The organism is Nitrosomonas sp. GH22, assembly GCF_009833115.1.
Classification (GTDB): domain Bacteria; phylum Pseudomonadota; class Gammaproteobacteria; order Burkholderiales; family Nitrosomonadaceae; genus Nitrosomonas; species Nitrosomonas eutropha.
The window spans coordinates 1-18,806 of record NZ_QRCA01000044.1; the positions used below are offsets into that span (position 1 = coordinate 1).

Annotated in this window: 17 protein-coding genes, 1 tRNA gene and 1 pseudogene; 11 read left to right on the top strand and 8 right to left on the bottom strand. The window is 46.4% G+C overall.

Annotated elements, in window-relative coordinates:
• Positions 1–206: 206 nt before the first annotated feature.
• A tRNA-Ser gene (locus ABF86_RS11310) sits at positions 207–299 on the bottom strand.
• 174 nt (positions 300–473) lie between these two features.
• On the opposite strand from ABF86_RS11310, the gene radA reads away from it, so the two are divergent.
• Complete coding sequence (gene radA / locus ABF86_RS11315) at positions 474–1,823, top strand: DNA repair protein RadA (protein WP_011634794.1); 1,350 nt, start codon at positions 474–476, stop codon at positions 1,821–1,823.
• Between the two features lie 35 nt (positions 1,824–1,858).
• Here the strand turns inward: radA and ABF86_RS11320 are convergent, their stop codons facing one another.
• Both ABF86_RS11320 and murI read right to left on the bottom strand, forming a co-directional pair.
• Positions 1,859–2,815, bottom strand: a complete 957-nt coding sequence (locus ABF86_RS11320) for a universal stress protein (protein ID WP_011634793.1) — start codon at positions 2,813–2,815, stop codon at positions 1,859–1,861.
• Positions 2,816–2,918: 103 nt separating this feature from the next.
• A complete protein-coding gene (murI, locus tag ABF86_RS11325; protein WP_011634792.1) occupies positions 2,919–3,725 on the bottom strand; it encodes a glutamate racemase in 807 nt (268 codons plus the stop codon).
• Between the two features lie 100 nt (positions 3,726–3,825).
• On the opposite strand from murI, the gene ABF86_RS11330 reads away from it, so the two are divergent.
• Positions 3,826–4,212 (top strand): hypothetical protein, encoded by a 387-nt coding sequence (locus ABF86_RS11330; protein WP_177162469.1) that lies wholly within the window; start codon positions 3,826–3,828, stop codon positions 4,210–4,212.
• 206 nt (positions 4,213–4,418) lie between these two features.
• Here the strand turns inward: ABF86_RS11330 and ABF86_RS13195 are convergent, their stop codons facing one another.
• From ABF86_RS13195 to ABF86_RS11345, 4 genes are all read right to left on the bottom strand, one after another.
• The gene (locus tag ABF86_RS13195; protein WP_345889571.1) at positions 4,419–4,712 is read right to left on the bottom strand and encodes a hypothetical protein; all 294 of its coding nucleotides are present in this window, start codon (positions 4,710–4,712) and stop codon (positions 4,419–4,421) included.
• A 105-nt stretch (positions 4,713–4,817) separates the two neighbouring features.
• Entirely contained in the window at positions 4,818–5,024 is a 207-nt protein-coding gene (locus ABF86_RS13200) for a mechanosensitive ion channel domain-containing protein (protein ID WP_049753117.1), read from the bottom strand.
• A gap of 255 nt (positions 5,025–5,279) precedes the next feature.
• Positions 5,280–5,903 carry a hypothetical protein gene (locus ABF86_RS11340; RefSeq protein WP_204987600.1) on the bottom strand — a complete coding sequence of 208 codons (624 nt, stop codon included), beginning with the start codon at positions 5,901–5,903 and terminating at the stop codon, positions 5,280–5,282.
• A gap of 242 nt (positions 5,904–6,145) precedes the next feature.
• A complete protein-coding gene (locus ABF86_RS11345) occupies positions 6,146–6,520 on the bottom strand; it encodes a hypothetical protein (protein ID WP_160803614.1) in 375 nt (124 codons plus the stop codon).
• A 418-nt stretch (positions 6,521–6,938) separates the two neighbouring features.
• Here ABF86_RS11345 and ABF86_RS11350 point away from each other — a divergent pair.
• From ABF86_RS11350 to ABF86_RS11380, 7 genes and pseudogenes are all read left to right on the top strand, one after another.
• A pseudogene (locus tag ABF86_RS11350) lies at positions 6,939–7,473 on the top strand (transposase).
• Positions 7,474–7,682: 209 nt separating this feature from the next.
• Complete coding sequence (locus ABF86_RS11355) at positions 7,683–9,494, top strand: IucA/IucC family protein (protein ID WP_011634786.1); 1,812 nt, start codon at positions 7,683–7,685, stop codon at positions 9,492–9,494.
• Between the two features lie 24 nt (positions 9,495–9,518).
• Entirely contained in the window at positions 9,519–10,709 is a 1,191-nt protein-coding gene (locus ABF86_RS11360) for an MFS transporter (protein WP_160803615.1), read from the top strand.
• Between the two features lie 9 nt (positions 10,710–10,718).
• The gene (locus ABF86_RS11365) at positions 10,719–12,533 is read left to right on the top strand and encodes an IucA/IucC family protein (protein ID WP_011634784.1); all 1,815 of its coding nucleotides are present in this window, start codon (positions 10,719–10,721) and stop codon (positions 12,531–12,533) included.
• Positions 12,530–13,732: a type III PLP-dependent enzyme gene (locus ABF86_RS11370; protein WP_011634783.1), complete on the top strand. Its 1,203-nt coding sequence runs from the start codon at positions 12,530–12,532 to the stop codon at positions 13,730–13,732. Before ABF86_RS11365 ends, ABF86_RS11370 begins: the two co-directional genes overlap by 4 nt.
• 55 nt (positions 13,733–13,787) lie before the next feature.
• The gene (locus tag ABF86_RS11375; RefSeq protein ID WP_160803616.1) at positions 13,788–15,950 is read left to right on the top strand and encodes a TonB-dependent siderophore receptor; all 2,163 of its coding nucleotides are present in this window, start codon (positions 13,788–13,790) and stop codon (positions 15,948–15,950) included.
• 5 nt (positions 15,951–15,955) lie between these two features.
• On the top strand, positions 15,956–17,164 hold the full coding sequence (locus ABF86_RS11380) for a PepSY-associated TM helix domain-containing protein (RefSeq protein ID WP_074456292.1): 1,209 nt from the start codon (positions 15,956–15,958) through the stop codon (positions 17,162–17,164).
• Positions 17,165–17,167: 3 nt separating this feature from the next.
• Here ABF86_RS11380 and ABF86_RS11385 read toward each other — a convergent pair whose 3' ends face one another.
• Entirely contained in the window at positions 17,168–17,314 is a 147-nt protein-coding gene (locus ABF86_RS11385) for a hypothetical protein (RefSeq protein WP_345889572.1), read from the bottom strand.
• A 433-nt stretch (positions 17,315–17,747) separates the two neighbouring features.
• On the opposite strand from ABF86_RS11385, the gene ABF86_RS12615 reads away from it, so the two are divergent.
• Complete coding sequence (locus tag ABF86_RS12615; protein WP_204987601.1) at positions 17,748–18,368, top strand: hypothetical protein; 621 nt, start codon at positions 17,748–17,750, stop codon at positions 18,366–18,368.
• A gap of 154 nt (positions 18,369–18,522) precedes the next feature.
• A complete protein-coding gene (locus ABF86_RS12620) occupies positions 18,523–18,726 on the top strand; it encodes a tyrosine-type recombinase/integrase (RefSeq protein ID WP_204987602.1) in 204 nt (67 codons plus the stop codon).
• The last annotated feature ends 80 nt before the right edge of the window (positions 18,727–18,806 follow it).

The window sequence follows — 18,806 nt, forward strand, 5'->3', positions numbered from 1 at the left end:
TTTGCAGCTCGAATGGCTGAATCAGTTAGTTTCATTGGTAAAACCGGGTAGAAATGAAATGGGTAAAAAATATATCCGGTTTTCTACCCGTTTTTTGAAATGTTACCCGGTTTTACCAAGGTTGCCAATGAATGACTAGATGCGTTGCTAGATTAAGTGTTTGTGCGGGTTTATTTGTTGACGGTGGGCATTGATTGCTATATCTTTGGCGGAGAGGGTGGGATTCGAACCCACGTGCCAGGAAATCCTGACCATCTGATTTCGAGTCAGCGCCGTTATGGCCACTTCGGTACCTCTCCGGAACTCTGTATCTTTTGAGGCAGCTATTTTATCAGTTTTTCGGTTTTTTAATAGGGATGCTGCCGAGTACCTGATATTACATACATATGCTGCGTTCCTGATGAAATATCCGAGTCGGGTGTAAAGCTGGAATATTGTTCTGCATCAGGAAATCCCAATCACGTAGTTTATTCATGACGAAACTCAAGACTCTTTATATTTGCAGTGCCTGTGGTGGTCAGGTATTGAAATGGCAGGGCCAGTGTCCGCATTGTCGTGAATGGAATTCGTTGACTGAAACTGTGCGGGAGAAAAATCTTCCGCATTTCATTCCGGATTCCGCGCAAGGACATGTGCTGAGTCTGAGTGAGGTCGAGGCGGAGGATATGCCTCGTTTTCTGACCGGGCTGTCCGAGTTTGACCGGGTGTTAGGTGGAGGCCTGGTACAGGGTGGGGTTGTTTTATTAGGAGGTGATCCCGGCATAGGTAAGTCGACACTACTGTTGCAGGCGCTATCCCGGATGTCTGCGCATCACCGAGTGCTATACGTCAGTGGTGAAGAGTCCATGCAACAGGTCGCGCTACGGGCAAAGCGTCTGACTCTGGATGCCACCAAAGTTGATTTGTTGACCGAAATTCGACTGGAAGCCATTCAGTCAACGTTGGTTGAGCATCGCCCTCAAGTCGCAATCATTGATTCGATTCAGACGATTTATTCCGAGTCGTTGCAATCGGCCCCAGGTTCGGTTGCCCAAGTACGGGAATGTGCCGCTCGCTTGACGCGATTCGCCAAAACCAGTGGTACTTGTGTTGTGCTGGTAGGACATGTGACCAAAGAGGGGGCGCTGGCTGGGCCGCGTGTTCTGGAGCATATGGTTGATACAGTACTTTATTTTGAAGGAGATACACACTCCGCTTTTCGTTTAATTCGAGCTTTCAAGAATCGTTTTGGGGCAGTGAACGAACTGGGTGTCTTTGCCATGACCGAGAAGGGATTGCGGGAAGTGAATAATCCTTCTGCCTTGTTTCTTTCGCATCATGGTGTGCGTGTGCCGGGTATTTGTGTGATGGTGACACAGGAGGGAACGCGCCCTTTGCTGGTGGAGATTCAGGCTCTGGTGGATGAGGCGCATGGATCAACCCCGCGTCGATTGAGTGTCGGGCTGGAACAGAATCGTCTGGCAATGTTGCTGGCAGTGCTGCATCGCCATGCCGGTATTCCTTGTTTTGATCAGGATATTTTTATCAATGCGGTGGGTGGAGTCAAAATTACTGAACCAGGCGCTGATCTGGCCGTGATGCTGGCGATTGTTTCATCTCTGAAAAACCGGATCTTGCCGGAGAAAACTGTTGTGTTTGGAGAAGTTGGTCTAGCGGGGGAAGTACGGCCGGTACAACGCGGGCAGGAGCGAATTAAAGAAGCAGCCAAACTGGGATTTACTCAGGCTGTTATTCCCAAGGCAAATCAGTCTAAACAAGTTATCAAAGGAATTGAAATTGTTACTGTAGAGCGAATCGAAGAAGCGATTCGTGCGCTTTTCTGATCAGGCAGAGCCCTGGTGTTGTTGGCACAGCTTGATCAGCAAAAGGAGGCTGCTGATACTCTGTCATCGCTCGACTCATAAACCTCAACGGGCACTACGCCACGTACCAATAGCAGCGGACAGGTTGTATTTCCAATAATTTGGCGTGTAACACTGCCATGGATTATGCGTTCAACACCTGAACGCCCGTGTGTACTCATCACGACCAGATCAGAGTCTTCCATGTGCATGGTACGGATAATGGCTTCAATCGGATCACCCGATGCAACCTGGTAATGAGAAAATACATTCGCCAGTTGTAACTGCAGCTGTATTCGCTCCAGATAACTGATCGCCTGGTGAGCGACAGATTGTTCCCCGGCAGATACTTGCTCATCTGGTTGCTCGTATCCAGGATGATTTGGCCTGACAACACGGATCAGAGAGATGGTTGCTCCCGTATTCTGTGCAAATTGACGGGCGATGGGAATGGCTGCTTCTGCCAGAGGCGTGCCATCAAGAGGTAGGAGAATAGTACGAGGTACAGAACTGGATTTTACCGCTATGGCAGCAGGTGCCAAAAACACGGGTGGGCGTGCGCTGCACACGACTTCGTCCGCCACGCTACCCAACAATGCCCGTCCCAGTCCGGTTCTTCCATGTGTTGACATGGCAATCAGATCGACAAAGGTTTCCTCTGCCAAGCGTAGTATGCTCTCGGCCGGCATTCCCGACAAAAGTCGATCCATTACGCTGAAGCCAATCTGATTGAGTTTTTGTGTAATGTCGTATAACTGTTTGCGTGCCTTGTCCTCTTTCGATACAACAGTCTGCTTTGATGTTGGCAAGCCGGGCGTATCTTCAACTTCATCCAGAGAGCGGGAAGTGGATGACAATGCTGTCATCAGCAGTAGCTCGGTCTGATCCGGCGTAATGAAACGCAGCAGATGAGGGATAACCTGTTCTGCCAGTTCAGAACCATCCAGTGGGATAAGTGTTCGTCTGATCATCATATATGCTCCCTGTTTACAGGCACCGGGTCAGTATAGATTCACTTGCACCTTATTTCTAGATAGGTATGGGATTATCTACGAGATCCGAAACGATGCGCTAACATCAAAGCCAGCGATAACATTTACCGCTTTTTCCCCACAGCAGCTCAATCTGTTGATGGTAAGCGGCAAGAGGCCCGCTGGTCCAAAATTCCTCGCTTCCTGCATGATCTCCGCCGGCAAGCAATCCCCCAGAAGAAAGCCTGCGAGCGACTTCTTTCGCTACAGCTGCGTCAGTTTTGATGATTGAAATATTTTCCCCGGCTACCTTGGAGATCAATTCAGACAAATGATTGTAATGTGTACACCCGAGCACGATGGTGTCGGCTCCTTTATCAAGCAGTGGAGAGATATACTGCTTCAGTAAGGCAATGGTCTGATCGCTGTTAAAATTGAGTGCCTCTATTTTGGTTACCAGATCAGGACAAGGCTGAATTTCGATTCTCACGTTTCTTGCAAAACGTTCTGCCAGCGCTGTGAATGAATTTGTTTGAAGTGTTCTGGGAGTTGCCAATACGCCAATTACCCCCGTGTGTGTGGAAAGTGCGGCAGGCTTGATCCCCGGCTCGACGCCGACAATTGGAATTGGGTAACAGGCTCTGAGCCTGGAAATAGCTGCTGTCGTTGCCGTATTACATGCTACGACAACAGCCTTGGCTTTGCGGGCCAGTAGAAATTCTGTGACTGCGCCCATTCGTTGGAATATGTAATTGTCTGATTTCTCTCCGTAGGGAGCATGCAGCGAATCTGCAACGTATACCATGTCTTCACTTGGCAGTAACTCTCTAATTTTTCGGGCAACTGACAACCCTCCTATTCCAGAATCAAAAATGCCGACAGGGCCGAAAGAAGCTATATATTTATTATCCATACAAAATCTGATCAGAACCGAAAAAGCCTCATAATTTCTCCTGATTAGCAATGAACGTCAACAAAGCTCGTCTGATGGATCTATGTGGCATATAGTAATCATGATTCATCCGGAAAGTGCGTGCTTTGCGATGAAAAATATTGAAGAAAGTGGATTTAAGCTAAACACCAGTAATAACCCGCGTCAGGGATCAAGGAAAACGATGGCGAATATCATAATTTCAGCAAAACCAGCGCGTATTACAATGAAGCAGATAGGGTTTATCGTATATGCCGAAGACTTTCTGAATGCTTATAAGAGTTTTAAAATAGACAAGCCGTTTTCACCTGTAAAATACTACTTGGTTTGTCGCTCGGTAGAGTTGTCGTTAAAGTCGTATTTGCTATTTAAAAGCGTGTCAATTAAAAAAGTTAAATGTAAATTTAGTCATGATCTTCAAAAAATTCTGAAAAAATCAATAGAGCTTGGAATAAATAGGCGCAGTTGAAGGTATTACCGATGAAGAGCAGGCAGAAATTGAGAAAGCAAATAATTGGTATAACCGTAAAGGTTTTGAGTATTTTGACATCCAAAATACACTAGAAAGTAAAGAGACATTGCCAAATTTGAGTGTCGTGTTTAATTTAGCAGATCGCCTTGTAAATAGTTGAAAACCAATTATCGAGCGGCAGTAGTATGGCCAGATTTTTCGAACTACCGTTGTTCAGGTGTCTGAATCATTACAGGTGCCTGGACTTCCCTGGCACCTGCTTCTCGAATGCCAAGCTTGCCACGCACAGTCATATCACTGATGAACTCGAACTGGTCACGCATATCGAAGGGATAGGCTTTGAGCTTGTAGTGCGAGCCCCACGGTACCTCTGCAAGTATGACCAATACAGGTTTCGTATAGTCCAGGAAGGCACTGGTCAATGCAATATCATGTAGCACAGTGCGTATGGCGGCTGCATTATGGTCGGCATCAAGATAAAAATCAGCTACACACATCAAGGTTTGTTGCCCATCGTTGGAATTGCTGATGTTGTTATTCCAGATTCTATCGTGCGCGATGGTAATAACGATGTTATCGTCAGGTGTGCGCAGCGTGATGGCTCATAAACCAACCTGTTGAACCTCGCCGTAATCATCCTCAATTTTCACCCAGTCACCGGGACGATAGGTACGCTCTAATATGGTAACCACACCCGCAATCAAACTGCTGGTCAGGTCTTTAAACGCAAAACCTATTGCAATACTGATGGCACCTGCAATAACCAGAAAATTCTGCAATGTGATATTGAAGATGATAGGAATTATCATTGACACTGCGGCAGCGAGCAAGCACAAGCGAGTAAAGGGTATGGCGGCAAGAAAGTACAGCCTTAACCTACTGGGCCCGTGTTTTGCCAGGATAGAAAGTAGCTTGTGGGAGAGAAAAGTCAACAACCACACAGAAACAACGATGACCAGAATTTGGGTAAGCTGATATCACCAATATCATTGACTAACTGGGATGCTTTAACATTTTTCATGCTTGAATCAGGCATATTTAGCTCGCTGAATTCTTGAAATTGGTCAAAAGCGCGCCATCGTCATGCCAGAGTTGGCCAGCGATGTCCAGATAACCGGGTCTGCTGTTGCCAGACAACGTATTTCATCGCCATGACATTCAACGAAGCCGGAGCGAATCAGGGCGACAATCAGGCTGGATTCTCCTGTGGCGGGGGGCAATACCGCTGAGAGCATCTGTTCGGGCAACGAGCCATGAATCAGCAAGGCTTGCGATAACAAACAGGCCGCGTGTTCATGCCCGCGAGGCAACCTTGGTGGCTGATTTCTGATTGTCCAGAAAACTATTCCTTTGTCGCCGGAGGCCTGCTGCTTTTCCGGTTCCTCGGTATTATCTGATTGATCATCACGTTCTGCTTCTGTCCGCAAGCTTCGACACCAAAGTTGCCAGGCTATCCAGGGTATGCCCCCACTATCATTAGCAAGCTGTTGCATGAATTTATCGGAAATTGTGCCATCTTCTTCACAGCGTAGTATTTCTTTGCCATTGTTATGATCACAGAAAGTAGCAGGTTGCTGGAGCTCTTCGGACATCAATTCGAGCAGCCACTTGCCAAGAATCTCAGCATTCATGGGTGCCAGCGAATCTGGCACGGGCAATACCAAATCGGCGTTAACGGCTTTTTTCAAATATACCCAGCACCAACTGTTACAAGATACGAGGCAGTGCCGTGAAGTATCCTGCAAAGCAGCCAACAGGGTGCGAATATATCTTAAGCCGCGATGGTGACGAATAAACCAGTCTTCAAGCTTTGGGATGACCAGCGGACCAGAGCCCGCAGGTATCGTAACTTTTACCAAATCTCCGGATAGCAATTCAGAACGATCTGGGGCAGCAAGCACATCCAGGCGATTACCTTCAGCCCAGCTTGTTACTCGGTTGGAATGATCAAATGATCACATGGTGGGAACACCAGCAATCGCAAGCGGTCGTTAGAGGAAGTACTGTTCATCCATTCCAGGTAAGCCTTGTCCAGTACCTGGAAAACGAAGTCACATTCAGGCTCAGTAGTAAACACGTGAATGTTCTCGATACTATCTTTTGAAAGCTGATCTTCTGTAACGGCTACTTCTGAATCTCGGTCTATTAGTTTTTTTAGAAGCGACTGGTACCAATCATCCAGACGGTTAACAACCGGTCCAGCTGGTCGAGCATAGTTGTCGAGCGGTATGAGTTCAGGAAAATGCAGGTTGATTATCCCTTGCGCCCTGAAAAAATCAGGCAGCCCAGCCAGTGATAACAGCAAAGCGAGAGTGTAGAAGAATAAACCATCTATTACACGGTTTACACGAGCTCTGAATGTACTGAAAGCTGGTTAGGTTGTTAAACATGGCAATAATCGATCGAGAAATGACTGCATTCTGGTTCAGGCGGCTAAAAAAATCAAAGAACTTGGCCGTGTTTTGGCGCTTCAGTCGAAAGATGCTCAGAGATAAAGAGCAGCCTTGCGATTGAGCGAAATCCGATGGTGTAGGGCCGATAATTGCAGTGACGCCAACGCCGTACCTGCAGCCTTTAACTTAAATTAAGATGGTTTAGATACTGTCATTTTCACAATGGTCTTGTTGAGTATTGCCAGGGTCTGTTCCTGTTTGATCTCAAGCTATTGATTTAAAGGAGCAAGCTCGTATCGTTGTAGCTCTCACCAGCAATACGAGCTTGCAATGCCCCGATTACTGCTCAATGCTGAGCTATGGTCGAAGCTGCTGCCCATTTTGCTTCACAATAACCTCTACAGCAAGCAAGATTTGCGTATGACTGTCGAAGGCATACTGTAACCGCATGCGTACCGGTTGTTCCTGGAGAGATTTATCCAAGGCATTCGGGAGCTGGAGCAAGGTTTATAAACGATTCACCGCCTGATCTGCCAGCGGAAAATGGCTCAAGGTATTTCAGGCTCTGGTGGTTGAGCTGGACATGGAGTGGATTTTCATCAATGGTAGCTATATCAAGGCTCACCAGTGCGGGCGCGGCTCAATCCATCATTGCAGACAAAGACTATGACAATCAGGCCATACGTGATCAAATCGAACAACAAGGTGCCAAGGCAGTCATTCCAGGGAAGCGGAACTCCAAAACAAGTAATGCAGATCTGGACCGAGGGCTGTACTGATTCCGATACCTGGTAAAAAATGTTTTCGCACGGTTGAGACAGTTTCGGGCGGTGGCCTCGCGCTTTGGTAAACTCAAAAAAACTAAGAAAGCCTCGTGGCTATGGCTTGTGCCTTTCTGTGGTTACCAATGTGAAATGGGAGCAGGCCCTAGGGAACAAGGTAAGTGGTAGTAGTTTTTGCTGTCAGCTTGTCGTGTTGGTAATAGTTAATACTTGAATATGATAATAGAAATAGTTATCATTTATATGATTATTATCATATAAATTATAAAAATAAAAAAGGAGTTAACTAAGGATGGATGATCGGGAAATTCTGCTTCAGGCACCAAACCCCAATTATCTTGCTGCGCGTCGCCGGACTTTGCGACAGCTTCTTGAATCCATGCTGTTCGAGAACATTCTTGAGTATTCGGAGAGGTTGCTTTCGATAGGTTGTTCCGAGTACGCCATTAAAGCGATAGATGCCAATGGAAAATCTGTCAGTTATTTAACCAAGGGAGTGAGGACTGTCAGTTACGGCAGAATCAGGTTACAAGATCCTGTCATCAGAATATCAGAACAATCGAGGGGTGAGGCGCTATCGATTGCCTTATTCCTTGGAGAGATCGCACCAGAAATTGATGGGGAAGAGAATAAATACAGCTTTTTTATCTCTGAATTGAACAATACAGTTGCAAAAAATGCGGAAGCATTAAGATTTAATTCAAATCTGAAGATTGCGGATTTGAATACATCAGATTCTGTTTTTGATGCTTATGAAACGGCGGTATTCAATGGGCATCTATATCACCCTTGCTACAAATCCAGAATGGGATTCAATCTGGAGGAGAATCAGGAATACACCAATGATTTTGGTAGTCTGATTAATTTGACATGGCTGGCGATCCGTAGAGATCGGGCAAAAATCTATACACTTGATGGATTGAACATTGACAAGTTGATTGCAGATGAATTGCAGCAAACATATCTGGATGAATTTGCCCGAATCATCATCAATGCTGGCAAGCGAGTAGAAGATTATATTTATCTACCAGTACATCCGTGGCAATGGAAGGAAAAGATTGTATTTGAATATGTAGATGATATTGCCAATGGAGATGTAATATTCCTGGGAAGTCATACAGATAAGTACAGTCCACAACAATCCCTAAGATCTCTCTCCAATCAGACCAGGAAGAGTGCCCATACAGTCAAGATTGCATTATCAATCATTAATACATCTGCTGATCGTCTGCTTTCCCCGCATAACGTTGCCAATAGCGCAATAATTTCCCAATGGCTTGCTTCCATACTGCAAAGCGATCTCTATCTGAAGGATGAATTGAGGTTTAATTTTATCAAAGAGGTGGCTGGTATTTATGATGACAAATCTCATCTGCCTGAAATAGTAGAAAGAAGAAAATTCGGGTTAATCGGTACGATATGGCGGGAAAGCATCCATACGTATCTCCAGCCGGAAGAATTTGCCATACCTGCTACGGCACTGTGTTTTCTGGATTCTCAGAACAAGTCCGTATCGGATGACTGGATTGCTGCATATGGATTGCAGGCATGGACAGAAAAGTTGCTCGATGTTTTGCTCAAGCCATTCATACATTTGCTGTATGCACACGGTATCGGGTTTGAGGCGCATGCGCAAAATACTATTCTGTTCTTCCGGGATGGATTGCCTGTCAGGGTGGCAGTTAGGGATCTGCCGGGAGGAATCAGATTTGCGCGTGATTATCTTCAGAAGCCGGCATCCTGCCCCATGTTGCTGGATGCTCCGAAATATCGGTTGACTCCCGGTGAAAGATCCGTACTGGATGCCACTCCGCAGGAGTTGGTTTGGTATCTGCATGATGCGATATTTTTTGTCCATCTGGCTGAAATTGCCCGTTTCCTGCATATGCATCAAGGGCTTGATGAATCCGAGTTCTGGAAAATGGCCTCTCGTGTCATTGAAGATTACCAGGACAAATTCCCTGAGTTGGATAAGCGATACAACGCGCTGGATTTATTTCAGACTCAAATCAGATTGAGCCAGTTTTCCAGAAAGAAAATATTTGCTGATACTAGCGAAAATGCTTATCAGCATGTGATGAATCCCCTGAAACGTAGCTTCTGATTCCAGCCTGACAATTGATTTGTCATGAAAGCAAGGAATGCTATGCGACGTAACGGGTATTTCCTAAAACTGGTGACCGCAGGCCATTTCTCGGCCATGTTTGCTGCATTCAGCATTCCGCCATTCTTATCCACGATTCTGACAGGCAGTTTCCCGGATGGCCTGTCATATCTGGGGATATGCTATGCAGCGCCAGTGCTTGCAGCATTCCTTGGTTACCCGTTGCGTATGGTGCTGACTACAAGAATCGGGGAAAGGAAAGCCCTTATTGCGAGTCATATCGCATTGGCAGTCATCATGTCAGGAATGTCAGTGGCTGATAGTCCTGCCATGTTTTTGTGCGGACTGATTCTGCAAGGTTTCGTGGCACCGACATTTGCTACTTCCAGCAGCTATTTGGCGTGTCGACTCAATCAAGATGAGCTTGTGACGGGAATCAGAGCGTTGCAGCTAATTACCAGGGTTGCTGCAGTGCTTGGGCCTTCACTACTGGGAGGTGTCATTCTTTATTTCAGCAGGCCATTACAGGTTTATCTGCTCTTGGCCCTTTTGCTGCTGATTACTGCTTTTCTGCTGACATTATTACTACCGAGCGAATCAGAAAATTCTCAAAAGAAAGCAGCAGGAAAGGATCTGATGCGAAGTGGAAATGGATATCAGCTATGGAAGCCATATATTGCACAGGTGCTGATTTTATTTTCAGCATCACTTTATGCACCCCATTTCATTACGTATTTGCAGACAGAAGTGAAGGTCATACCAGATTCACTTTTGGGGACTGTGTTCTCAATACCTAGTATTACGTATTTATGCAGCGTTCCTTTATTGCAGCCTATCAGGAAACTGAGAAATGTGACTCTGTTATGCACTGGATTCATACTGGTGATGCTCGGACTGATAGGGCAATGGCAATGCCAGCAATGGATGATGGTGATTATTTGCCAAGCTGGCATCGGGATGGGCACTTTTATCTCTTTTACAGGAATCAATCTATATCTGGTCAGTGTGACGCAAATCCTGGGTGCTACCAAAACATTCTTTCGTTTCGAGTTGACTGGCCGGTGCGCCATGGCAGCAGGGGCGATTACAGGTGATTTTCTGGTAGGTATTGCAGGTATCAAAGCACCATTTCTGGTATCGAGCGCTTTGATGATCTGTGCCTTAGTATTTTTCTTCTCAATCTGTTCACGATCTGAGACTCAACAATCATTTTAAGGAGGCTTTATGGCAGTGCCTGCATATAAATTACCGCAAGTATCCGCTTCTTATGTCATCGCAGGGCAGCGTTGTGCAGAAACGCTATTGAATTGTTATTGCAGGGAAGTTGGAATGCCAGAGAAGGCAACCCGAATATGTAATCTTAGAGATATTGGCAGTTGGCCGGTTTCAATCAGGCTGGCTCTGGCGGGTAAGCAGGTGCTGGAAATATCCATGTCGAGAATAAAGGCTCGAATTATTGTGGCGGTCGAAAGATATTCTGATACGGCTAATTTTATATATCTTTCTTCGATATATTCCAAGAAAACGGGGGAATCATGGATGCACCAAGATTGGAAAGGTCTGGCGCACCTGATTATTCATGATCTGGCGATCAAGCATAATGAAAGTTTTAATGAAGAATTGCTGGATCAGATTGAAGATAGCGTCAGTGTTACTGCCGAGATTCTTGAAGATGATCGAAGAGATACATTGCCAGAGAATCCTCTGGAAGCATATCTCTGTTCTGAGCAATCCTTGATCTACGGTCATCCTTTCCATCCTGCACCAAAAAGCAGACAAGGCTTCAGCCAAAATGATCTCAGGAAATATTCTCCCGAGTTCGGTCAGGGATTTCCTTTGCATTATTTTGCTGTCCATGAAAATTTTGTTTATCAGAAAACGACCATAGAATCTGATTGTGCGGAAATCATTGCTCAAATGGCACCTTCCGAAATCAGGCCAAATCTTCCTTATATTCTGGTTCCTTGTCACCCATGGCAAGCCAAATGGTTATTGGACAATCCTCTTGTCCGGTCGGCGATCAGTCAAGGGAAGTTGAAAAATATTGGCTCAGCCGGAAAACATTTTTATCCTACATCATCAATACGTACTCTGTATCAACCGGAAAACCCCTATTTCTACAAATTCTCATTACACGTCAGATTGACCAACTGCATTCGCAAGAATGCAGTTTATGAGCTGGAGAGTGCGTTACAGATCAATAAAATCATGGCAGGGGTCATGGAGTCCATTTCTGAAAAATTCCCAGGCGTGTCTATTTTGGCAGAACCCGCATTCTTGTCTGTCGACTTGAAAGAGCCAGATGAGAATACGAGTAGGGAGGTTACAGAGGGGTTCGGAGTGATATTGCGTAAGAACTTCGATAAGCGACATCTGGATAACGGAGTTACGCCCTTATTGGCAGGGGCGCTGTTTGGGAATCATACACTTGGATGCGCTTATTTACGCGACATCATTTCCGCCCTGAGCGAGGCTGAGGGGCAGAATTCGGAAAGTACTCGTATCCGGTGGTTTTCTGCTTATGTACAGAAAGTCATGTATCCGATCCTCGAATGCTATTTTGCGCATGGCATAGTTTTTGAGCCGCATTTGCAGAATGTAGTGATCGGACTTTCTGATAACAGACCCACTCATGTCTATCTGAGGGATTTTGAAGGTGTCAAGCTGATTCTGGAATCATACCCGGAGGATAAGCTTTCCGGAGTCAGTGCGCGAACCCACGAAAGTCTTTGGTATTCCTCTGAACAAGGCTGGAATCGGATTTGTTATTGCCTATTCGTCAATAATTTTTGTGAGGCAATCCATCAGATCAGTCTGGGTGATGTGCATCTGGAACGCTTACTGTGGCAAGAGGTAAAGCATCATTTGAAGCATTATCAATCCCGTTACGGAACAGCGCTTTCAGAAGGGAGAATTGACGGGTTGATCAATGGCCATGCATTCCCGAGCAAGGCGAATCTGAGCAACCGATTCAGGATGCAGGCTGACAAATTGGCCGGATATATGCCTCTGATTAACCCGATGGGGAGGTTGTCATGATGTTTGATGCTGAAAAATTCATATCGGTCATCCATGATTTGGCTCATCCGGATAAATCGTTATGCGCCTATTTGTATGATCTTGGGGCACTTGCATCTCATGCGAGAAATATCAAGAGTAGCTTACCGGACAGAGTGAATTTCTTTTATGCGATCAAGGCTAATTCTGACCTGCCTATATTATCTGCGTTGGCAGAACATGTAGATGGTTTTGAAGCCTCTTCTGGGGGGGAGATTCAATGGGTGCGGCAGAATTTTCCAGATGTGCCTTTGATATTCAGCGGGCCTGGGAAGCTAGATACAGAACTCGAATTGGCCATCTTGAACAATGTGACTGTGCATATCGAGAGTCGGTTTGAATTAGAAAGATTGTTGCACATTGCAAGACACTATCAACAGCCAGCGGAAATCTTGTTGCGGGTGAATCCTCATTTTGAAGATTTACGAGCAACTTCTCTCATGATGGGGGGGAAACCGACTCAATTTGGCATCAGTGTGGAGCATTTGTCAGATTGCCTGAAAATGGTGAGGGATAACAGTGATTGTCTGTATTTCCAGGGGTTCCATTTTCACTTACTTTCACATCAATTAGATGCCGCTCAACATTTACGCCTGTTATCTGCCTATATCGAACAGGCAGTGAAATGGAAAGAGGAATTCAATCTTGTTATAGATCACATTAATGTAGGAGGTGGGATTGGTGTCAATTACAAAGACATCGATCAGCAGTTTGACTGGTGTCATTTTTCGCATGGCTTGAACAATCTGCTGATTGGAGCCGCTAAAAACATTCCAAAAATCCGGTTTGAGATGGGTCGGTATGTTTCTGCTTTCTGCGGCGTATATGTAGCAGAAGTGATCGACATCAAAACATCGGGGAATGGAACATATGTCGTAGTGAAAGGAGGTACGCATCATTTTCGTACACCTTATGCCCAAAATCATAGCCATCCATTCAAAGTTATTCCTGTCTCGACCTGGAAGAAACCATATTCCAGACCTGGTTTGAGGCATGGGAAGGTCAATATTGTGGGGCAATTGTGTACCCCTAAGGATTTATTGGCTTTTGATGAAATGGTGGGTGAAATTCGAGTGGGAGATATTGTTCTGTTTTCGCATGCAGGAGCATATGCCTGGCATATATCCCACCATGATTTTCTGCGTCATGCTCATCCCCAGCATATCTATTTGCCAGCTTAGGCTGGCGTACCCCCCATTTATTTCATTATTTTTCAACACTATCAAAAATTATAATATGTCGAACAATAAAATGTATGGAGTCAGCGTCATGGTCGGTGCCTTGCTAGGTACTATGCCGATGGAGGGATTGGCTATAGAGGATGAGAGTGAAAAGGCAGGAGCAGTGACGGAGTTGCCCGTGATCGAGGTGCAGGGAAGTACCAGGAGGGGACCAGATGAATTGCCTAGTATGTATACGGGAGGACAGCAGGCACGAGGGGCGCGCGTAGGATTACTGGGTAACAAAGATTTGATGGAAACCCCCTTCAGCATAACGAGTTATACGGCACAAACGATCAAAGATCAGCAAGCACGAACAGTGGCGGATGTGATGTTGAATGATGCTTCTGTCAGATCCGTCAATCCGTCTTCCGGGCGCTTTGAGCAATTCAGTATCCGTGGCTTTACGGTGCTCAATAGTGAGGTGGCATTTGGTGGATTGTATGGCATTGTGCCGACTTATTCCATACCGGTGGAAGCGACAGAGCGTGTGGAAATCATTAAAGGACCGAATGCTTTACTAAATGGTATGGCGCCAAGCGGTGGGGTTGGCGGAACAATCAATGTCGTGCCTAAGCGAGCAGTTGACAGGCCAGTAATCCAGCTTACCGGTTCTTATCTCTCCGATAGTCAATTTGGCGGTCATGTGGATATTGGGCGGCGTTTTGGCAAGGACAATCGTCTAGGTATCCGGCTTAACAGTGTTTATCAGAATGGTGATACCCCATTCAGACATCAATCCATACGGCGTAACATCCATACTCTGGCACTGGATTTCCGTGGAGAAGCGTTACGTTTGTTCGCAGATGTTGCCTATCAGGATCGCCGTGTAGAGGCCCCATTGGAGCGGGTTGGGGTGGTTAGTGGAGTGAAGCCTCCGTCAGCTAGACGTGTTGATTCTGGTATGACGCCATCGTGGACTGATGCGAATGTTCAAGATATTTATGGCGTATTTAGAGTGGAATACGATATCTCTCCGGTTTTCAATGCCTATGCAGCCATTGGTGCGAGGCGGGGAGACTACGATTTTATGCGGGCTACAGTGAGCGTAAAGAATGCCGGTGGGGATTTCATGACGCAACCCTTCCAGTATTTGTATAAGGAAAATGCGCTGTCGGCAGAAGCTGGCCTGCATGCCATGTTTGAAACTGGTGCTATCATGCATGCGATCAATTTGGGTATGAGTGATTTCCGATTGGAATATGGGAATGCGCGGCAGAGTTTTGACAGTATCCAATCCAATATTTTTAATCCAGTTGAACATCCTGAGCCAGTTACGGGCGGCTTGTCTCATCATTTACCAATTGTGAATAAAACGCATCTGTCGAGTATTGCGCTGACCGATACCCTATCCATACTGGATGAACAGATACAGTTGACTTTGGGAGCCCGCATACAGCAGGTGGAGGTGAATGGCTATAGTCCAGTCACCGGTGCCAGGACAAAACATTATAATAAAGATGCTGTAACACCTGCGGTGGGGCTGCTGGTCAAACCGTGGAAGAAAGTCTCGCTGTATGCCAACTACATCGAGGCGCTTACCCAAGGACCAACGCCTGCCGCCGGGGCTGTCAATATCAATGATATTTTTCCACCGTCCAGAACCAAGCAGGTGGAAGCAGGTATCAAGATGGATTTCGGCAAGCTGATGACGACGGTCAGCCTGTTCAAAATCAGGCAGCCCAGCGGATTCACCAATCCCGCAACCCTTATTTTTGCTGTGGATGGTAAGCAACAGAATCAAGGGGTGGAAATGAATGTGTTTGGTGAGCCATTTTCCGGTGTCCGTATCCAGGGAGGGGTAATGTATCTTGATGGTGAATTGACCAAGACAGCAGGGGGTCTCAATGATGGAAACACTGCGCCAGGCGTACCCAAGGTAGCTGCTAATCTGGGTGGTGAATGGGATATCAGAGTTATTCCCGGGTTGACACTGACAGCGCGCTCCATCTACACGAGTGCGCAATATCTGGATGCTGCGAATACCCAGAAAATTCCCTCATGGGTGCGGTTTGATCTGGGCGCGAGATATGCGATAAGGCATATTGCAACTCCTGTGACGATCCGTGCCAATATTCTGAATGCATTCGATAAACAATACTGGTCATCTGCAGCAGCCAGTGGTTTGACATTGGGAGATAGGCGCACGTTGATGTTGTCGGCAACGGTGGATTTCTGACTGCCATGACATCTACTATTCGTTCAGGTGTGCGATCCAGATCATTTTGGGTAAGGTTACATCGTTATGTCGGGCTGGTCATTGCCGTTTTTCTAATTGCGCTGGGATTGACTGGCAGTGTGATTGCTTTTGAGCGCGAACTAGATGCCTGGTTAAACCCAGAGTTGTTTCATGTGCCAGAGCGTGCTGTGCCAGTGTTGTCGCTGGATACACTGGCCAGACATGCGCAGCAGTTTGATCCTGAGGCTGAGATTATCACGATACGGATCAAGCGTGACCATGGAGAAAGTATTAGGGTTGACCTGAAAACGGAGCAGGGCACGATGCGGGAGCTGTTTTTGAATCCGTTTAGTGGTGAGGCACTGGGAGCGAGGGTGCGCGGCGCGTTTGTCATGGATCGAGCACATGTTATTCCCATGGTGTATAGGTTGCATACTAATCTTTACCTGCCGGGGCGCTGGGGTGTTTGGTTGCTGGGCGGCATTGCCCTTATCTGGATGGTGGATTGTCTCGTTGGTTTTTATCTGACACTCCCTCCGCCATTGAGATCAAAGGAAAAGAACAATTCTTGCAGAAACTGGTTGTCGCGCTGGAAACCATCGTGGAGCATCAAGAGACAGGCTGGTCAGGTCAGATTCAATTTTGATCTGCACCGAGCAAGTGGCCTGTGGTTGTGGCCTGTGCTCTTCATGATGGCAATGAGCGGCACGTATTTCAACCTGAATGCGGAGGTATTCAGGCCAATCGTAGGATTGTTCGGGGATTTGACACCTGATCCACGTAAAACGCTGCCCGGGACGTTGCAATCAGGTGTTGACCCAGTATTGGGTTTTTCAGATGCGGTATTGGTGGCGCATCAGTGGTTGCCGGCTGGAAATGATAATCTGGAATTGTCGTTTGTGAGGTATATGCCTGCCCTGAATGTATATCGCGTGGCTTTTGATCAGAAGGGGAGGGGAAGCGAAGTGTTTGCGATCAAAACGGAGCAGGTGTTCATTGACGGTAACGCCGGTACATTGACAGGGCGCCGAGGGTATGACAGTGGTACCAGAGCGGATCGTTTTCTTGCTTGGCAATTCCCAATACATAGTGGACAGATATTAGGTATATATGGACGTGTACTGATATGCATCACGGGAATATTGACCGCAATGCTAACCATGACGGGTGTTGTTATCTGGCGCAAGAAATGCAAGAGCAGGAGGATCAAGTAAATGCTATACAACCCGGGTTTTTCTGTCTGCATTCTCGGTAATATGGTTGGCAAGTTTAGCCAGGGTTTTAGTCGGGCTAATACCGATACAGGTGGACAGGCCCGTCCATTGTAGGATTTTAGCGCGAGTTTCACGCGCCCTGCGAGTCACATCAGGGTCCCCTGCAACCCGATAAAGCACTCTTCTGGGGCTTGCCATCCGTTAGAATAGCTGTATTCTCTTTCTTATCTCCTTGAGACGAATAACAGAAAGAAGTTGGGGGAAAATAAAATCGATGGATAACTTTTTTGATACGTTGGTAGGAGATGGATTCGCCTATCTGCTCAGAAGCGTTAATGAATCACACTTAAGAAAGCCGTGGCTTCCAACCTCGTGCTGATAGTGAACAACTCGTTGATATGTTTTTTTGTTGGACTGAGTGTTAAGTTATTTCACATTGGTTCGAAGTTTTGAGGCGCTCGCGCAGAATATAGTGATGAGGGCGGTGATCTTATCATGTATCTTCTTGGATTGGATTAAAAAGGTATAGAGTCGTAATACTCAAGAATCAAGGCATTTGATCTGCTTCATCAGATAAGAACCCATGGAACTTATTTACTCTACCGAGTATTTCTTGCTCAAGGGGCAGCCCTATCCTGGATTCCCCATTCTTCTGTATGACTTGATGGAAAGCTGCGTCCATGCGAATAGCTTCATGCGGCATTACCTCCTGCGCGGTGCAATTGGATCAAGGCACTCATGGTTAAGTACTGGAAGGGCCATGTATGATTACTTCAGCTTTCTCCAGGCTCATGAATTGAATTGGTGTGATGTTCAACGTGGAGAAGCACACAGCCTCGTTGCAGCATATCGGGACTACTGTCTGGATACGATTGGGTTCGCGCGCAGTACGGTGAACCAACGCTTGCTATATGTTTGTGAATTCTACAAATACGCCTTCAATGAGGATTGGGTAGATGCTCTTCCATTTGATTATGAAGAGCGCAACATCAATCGAACTGGTTATTTTGCCCACGCCGATGCCTCTGGCGGAAAAATCATGGTGAGGGATGTCAGCCTAAAAGAGCACCATACTCTTCCGAAATTTCTGTCCAAAGACGAGATTAAGACATTAATTAGTGCTGCAAACAGGTCTGCGTCGAGAAGAAATCGCTACATTCCCACTGGTGTATGTAATGGTGCCCAATCTCTCTGCGAACGGTGAGGCCAACATTCGCATTCGACTCGACCCCCGAGATGGACATGGAATCCGAACGAAGGGATCCAAACCTCGTGACATTTACGTCAGCCGAAGGTTTATGAGAGACCTGAATCACTACGCTATCCACGCGCGTGTCGACATCTAGGTTCATCCCCACATGCTGCGTCATACCTACGCCACTCATACACTTTGCGCCATGCAGCGGTCCAACTCGGGTATTGACCCATTGGTGTTTGTTCAACGTCAGCTTGGGCACTCTTCGATTCAGACGACCATGATTTATCTGCACTTGATCAACGAATGCGCGGAAGAAGCGATGTTGGCCTACAACGATGAACTCAACGACTGGATGGATGATTGATGGGGATAAAGAAAATCTTTGTTAAAGCGAATTTAACTATCCCAATGGTTGAACAGGTTCGTGACCATGTTGGTCAGAAT

Excerpts from the sequence above, each read along its gene's own strand:
- radA (WP_011634794.1), top strand. The coding sequence starts at position 474 with ATGACGAAACTCAAGACTCTTTATATTTGCAGTGCCTGTGGTGGTCAG.
- ABF86_RS12620 (WP_204987602.1), top strand. The coding sequence starts at position 18,523 with ATGCTGCGTCATACCTACGCCACTCATACACTTTGCGCCATGCAGCGG.
- ABF86_RS11370 (WP_011634783.1), top strand. The coding sequence starts at position 12,530 with ATGATGTTTGATGCTGAAAAATTCATATCGGTCATCCATGATTTGGCT.
- ABF86_RS11355 (WP_011634786.1), top strand. The coding sequence starts at position 7,683 with ATGGATGATCGGGAAATTCTGCTTCAGGCACCAAACCCCAATTATCTT.
- ABF86_RS11330 (WP_177162469.1), top strand. The coding sequence starts at position 3,826 with ATGATTCATCCGGAAAGTGCGTGCTTTGCGATGAAAAATATTGAAGAA.
- ABF86_RS11365 (WP_011634784.1), top strand. The coding sequence starts at position 10,719 with ATGGCAGTGCCTGCATATAAATTACCGCAAGTATCCGCTTCTTATGTC.
- murI (WP_011634792.1), bottom strand. The coding sequence starts at position 3,725 with ATGGATAATAAATATATAGCTTCTTTCGGCCCTGTCGGCATTTTTGAT.
- ABF86_RS11360 (WP_160803615.1), top strand. The coding sequence starts at position 9,519 with ATGAAAGCAAGGAATGCTATGCGACGTAACGGGTATTTCCTAAAACTG.
- ABF86_RS11320 (WP_011634793.1), bottom strand. The coding sequence starts at position 2,815 with ATGATGATCAGACGAACACTTATCCCACTGGATGGTTCTGAACTGGCA.
- ABF86_RS12615 (WP_204987601.1), top strand. The coding sequence starts at position 17,748 with ATGGAACTTATTTACTCTACCGAGTATTTCTTGCTCAAGGGGCAGCCC.
- ABF86_RS11380 (WP_074456292.1), top strand. The coding sequence starts at position 15,956 with ATGACATCTACTATTCGTTCAGGTGTGCGATCCAGATCATTTTGGGTA.
- ABF86_RS13195 (WP_345889571.1), bottom strand. The coding sequence starts at position 4,712 with ATGTGTGTAGCTGATTTTTATCTTGATGCCGACCATAATGCAGCCGCC.
- ABF86_RS13200 (WP_049753117.1), bottom strand. The coding sequence starts at position 5,024 with ATGATAATTCCTATCATCTTCAATATCACATTGCAGAATTTTCTGGTT.
- ABF86_RS11375 (WP_160803616.1), top strand. The coding sequence starts at position 13,788 with ATGTCGAACAATAAAATGTATGGAGTCAGCGTCATGGTCGGTGCCTTG.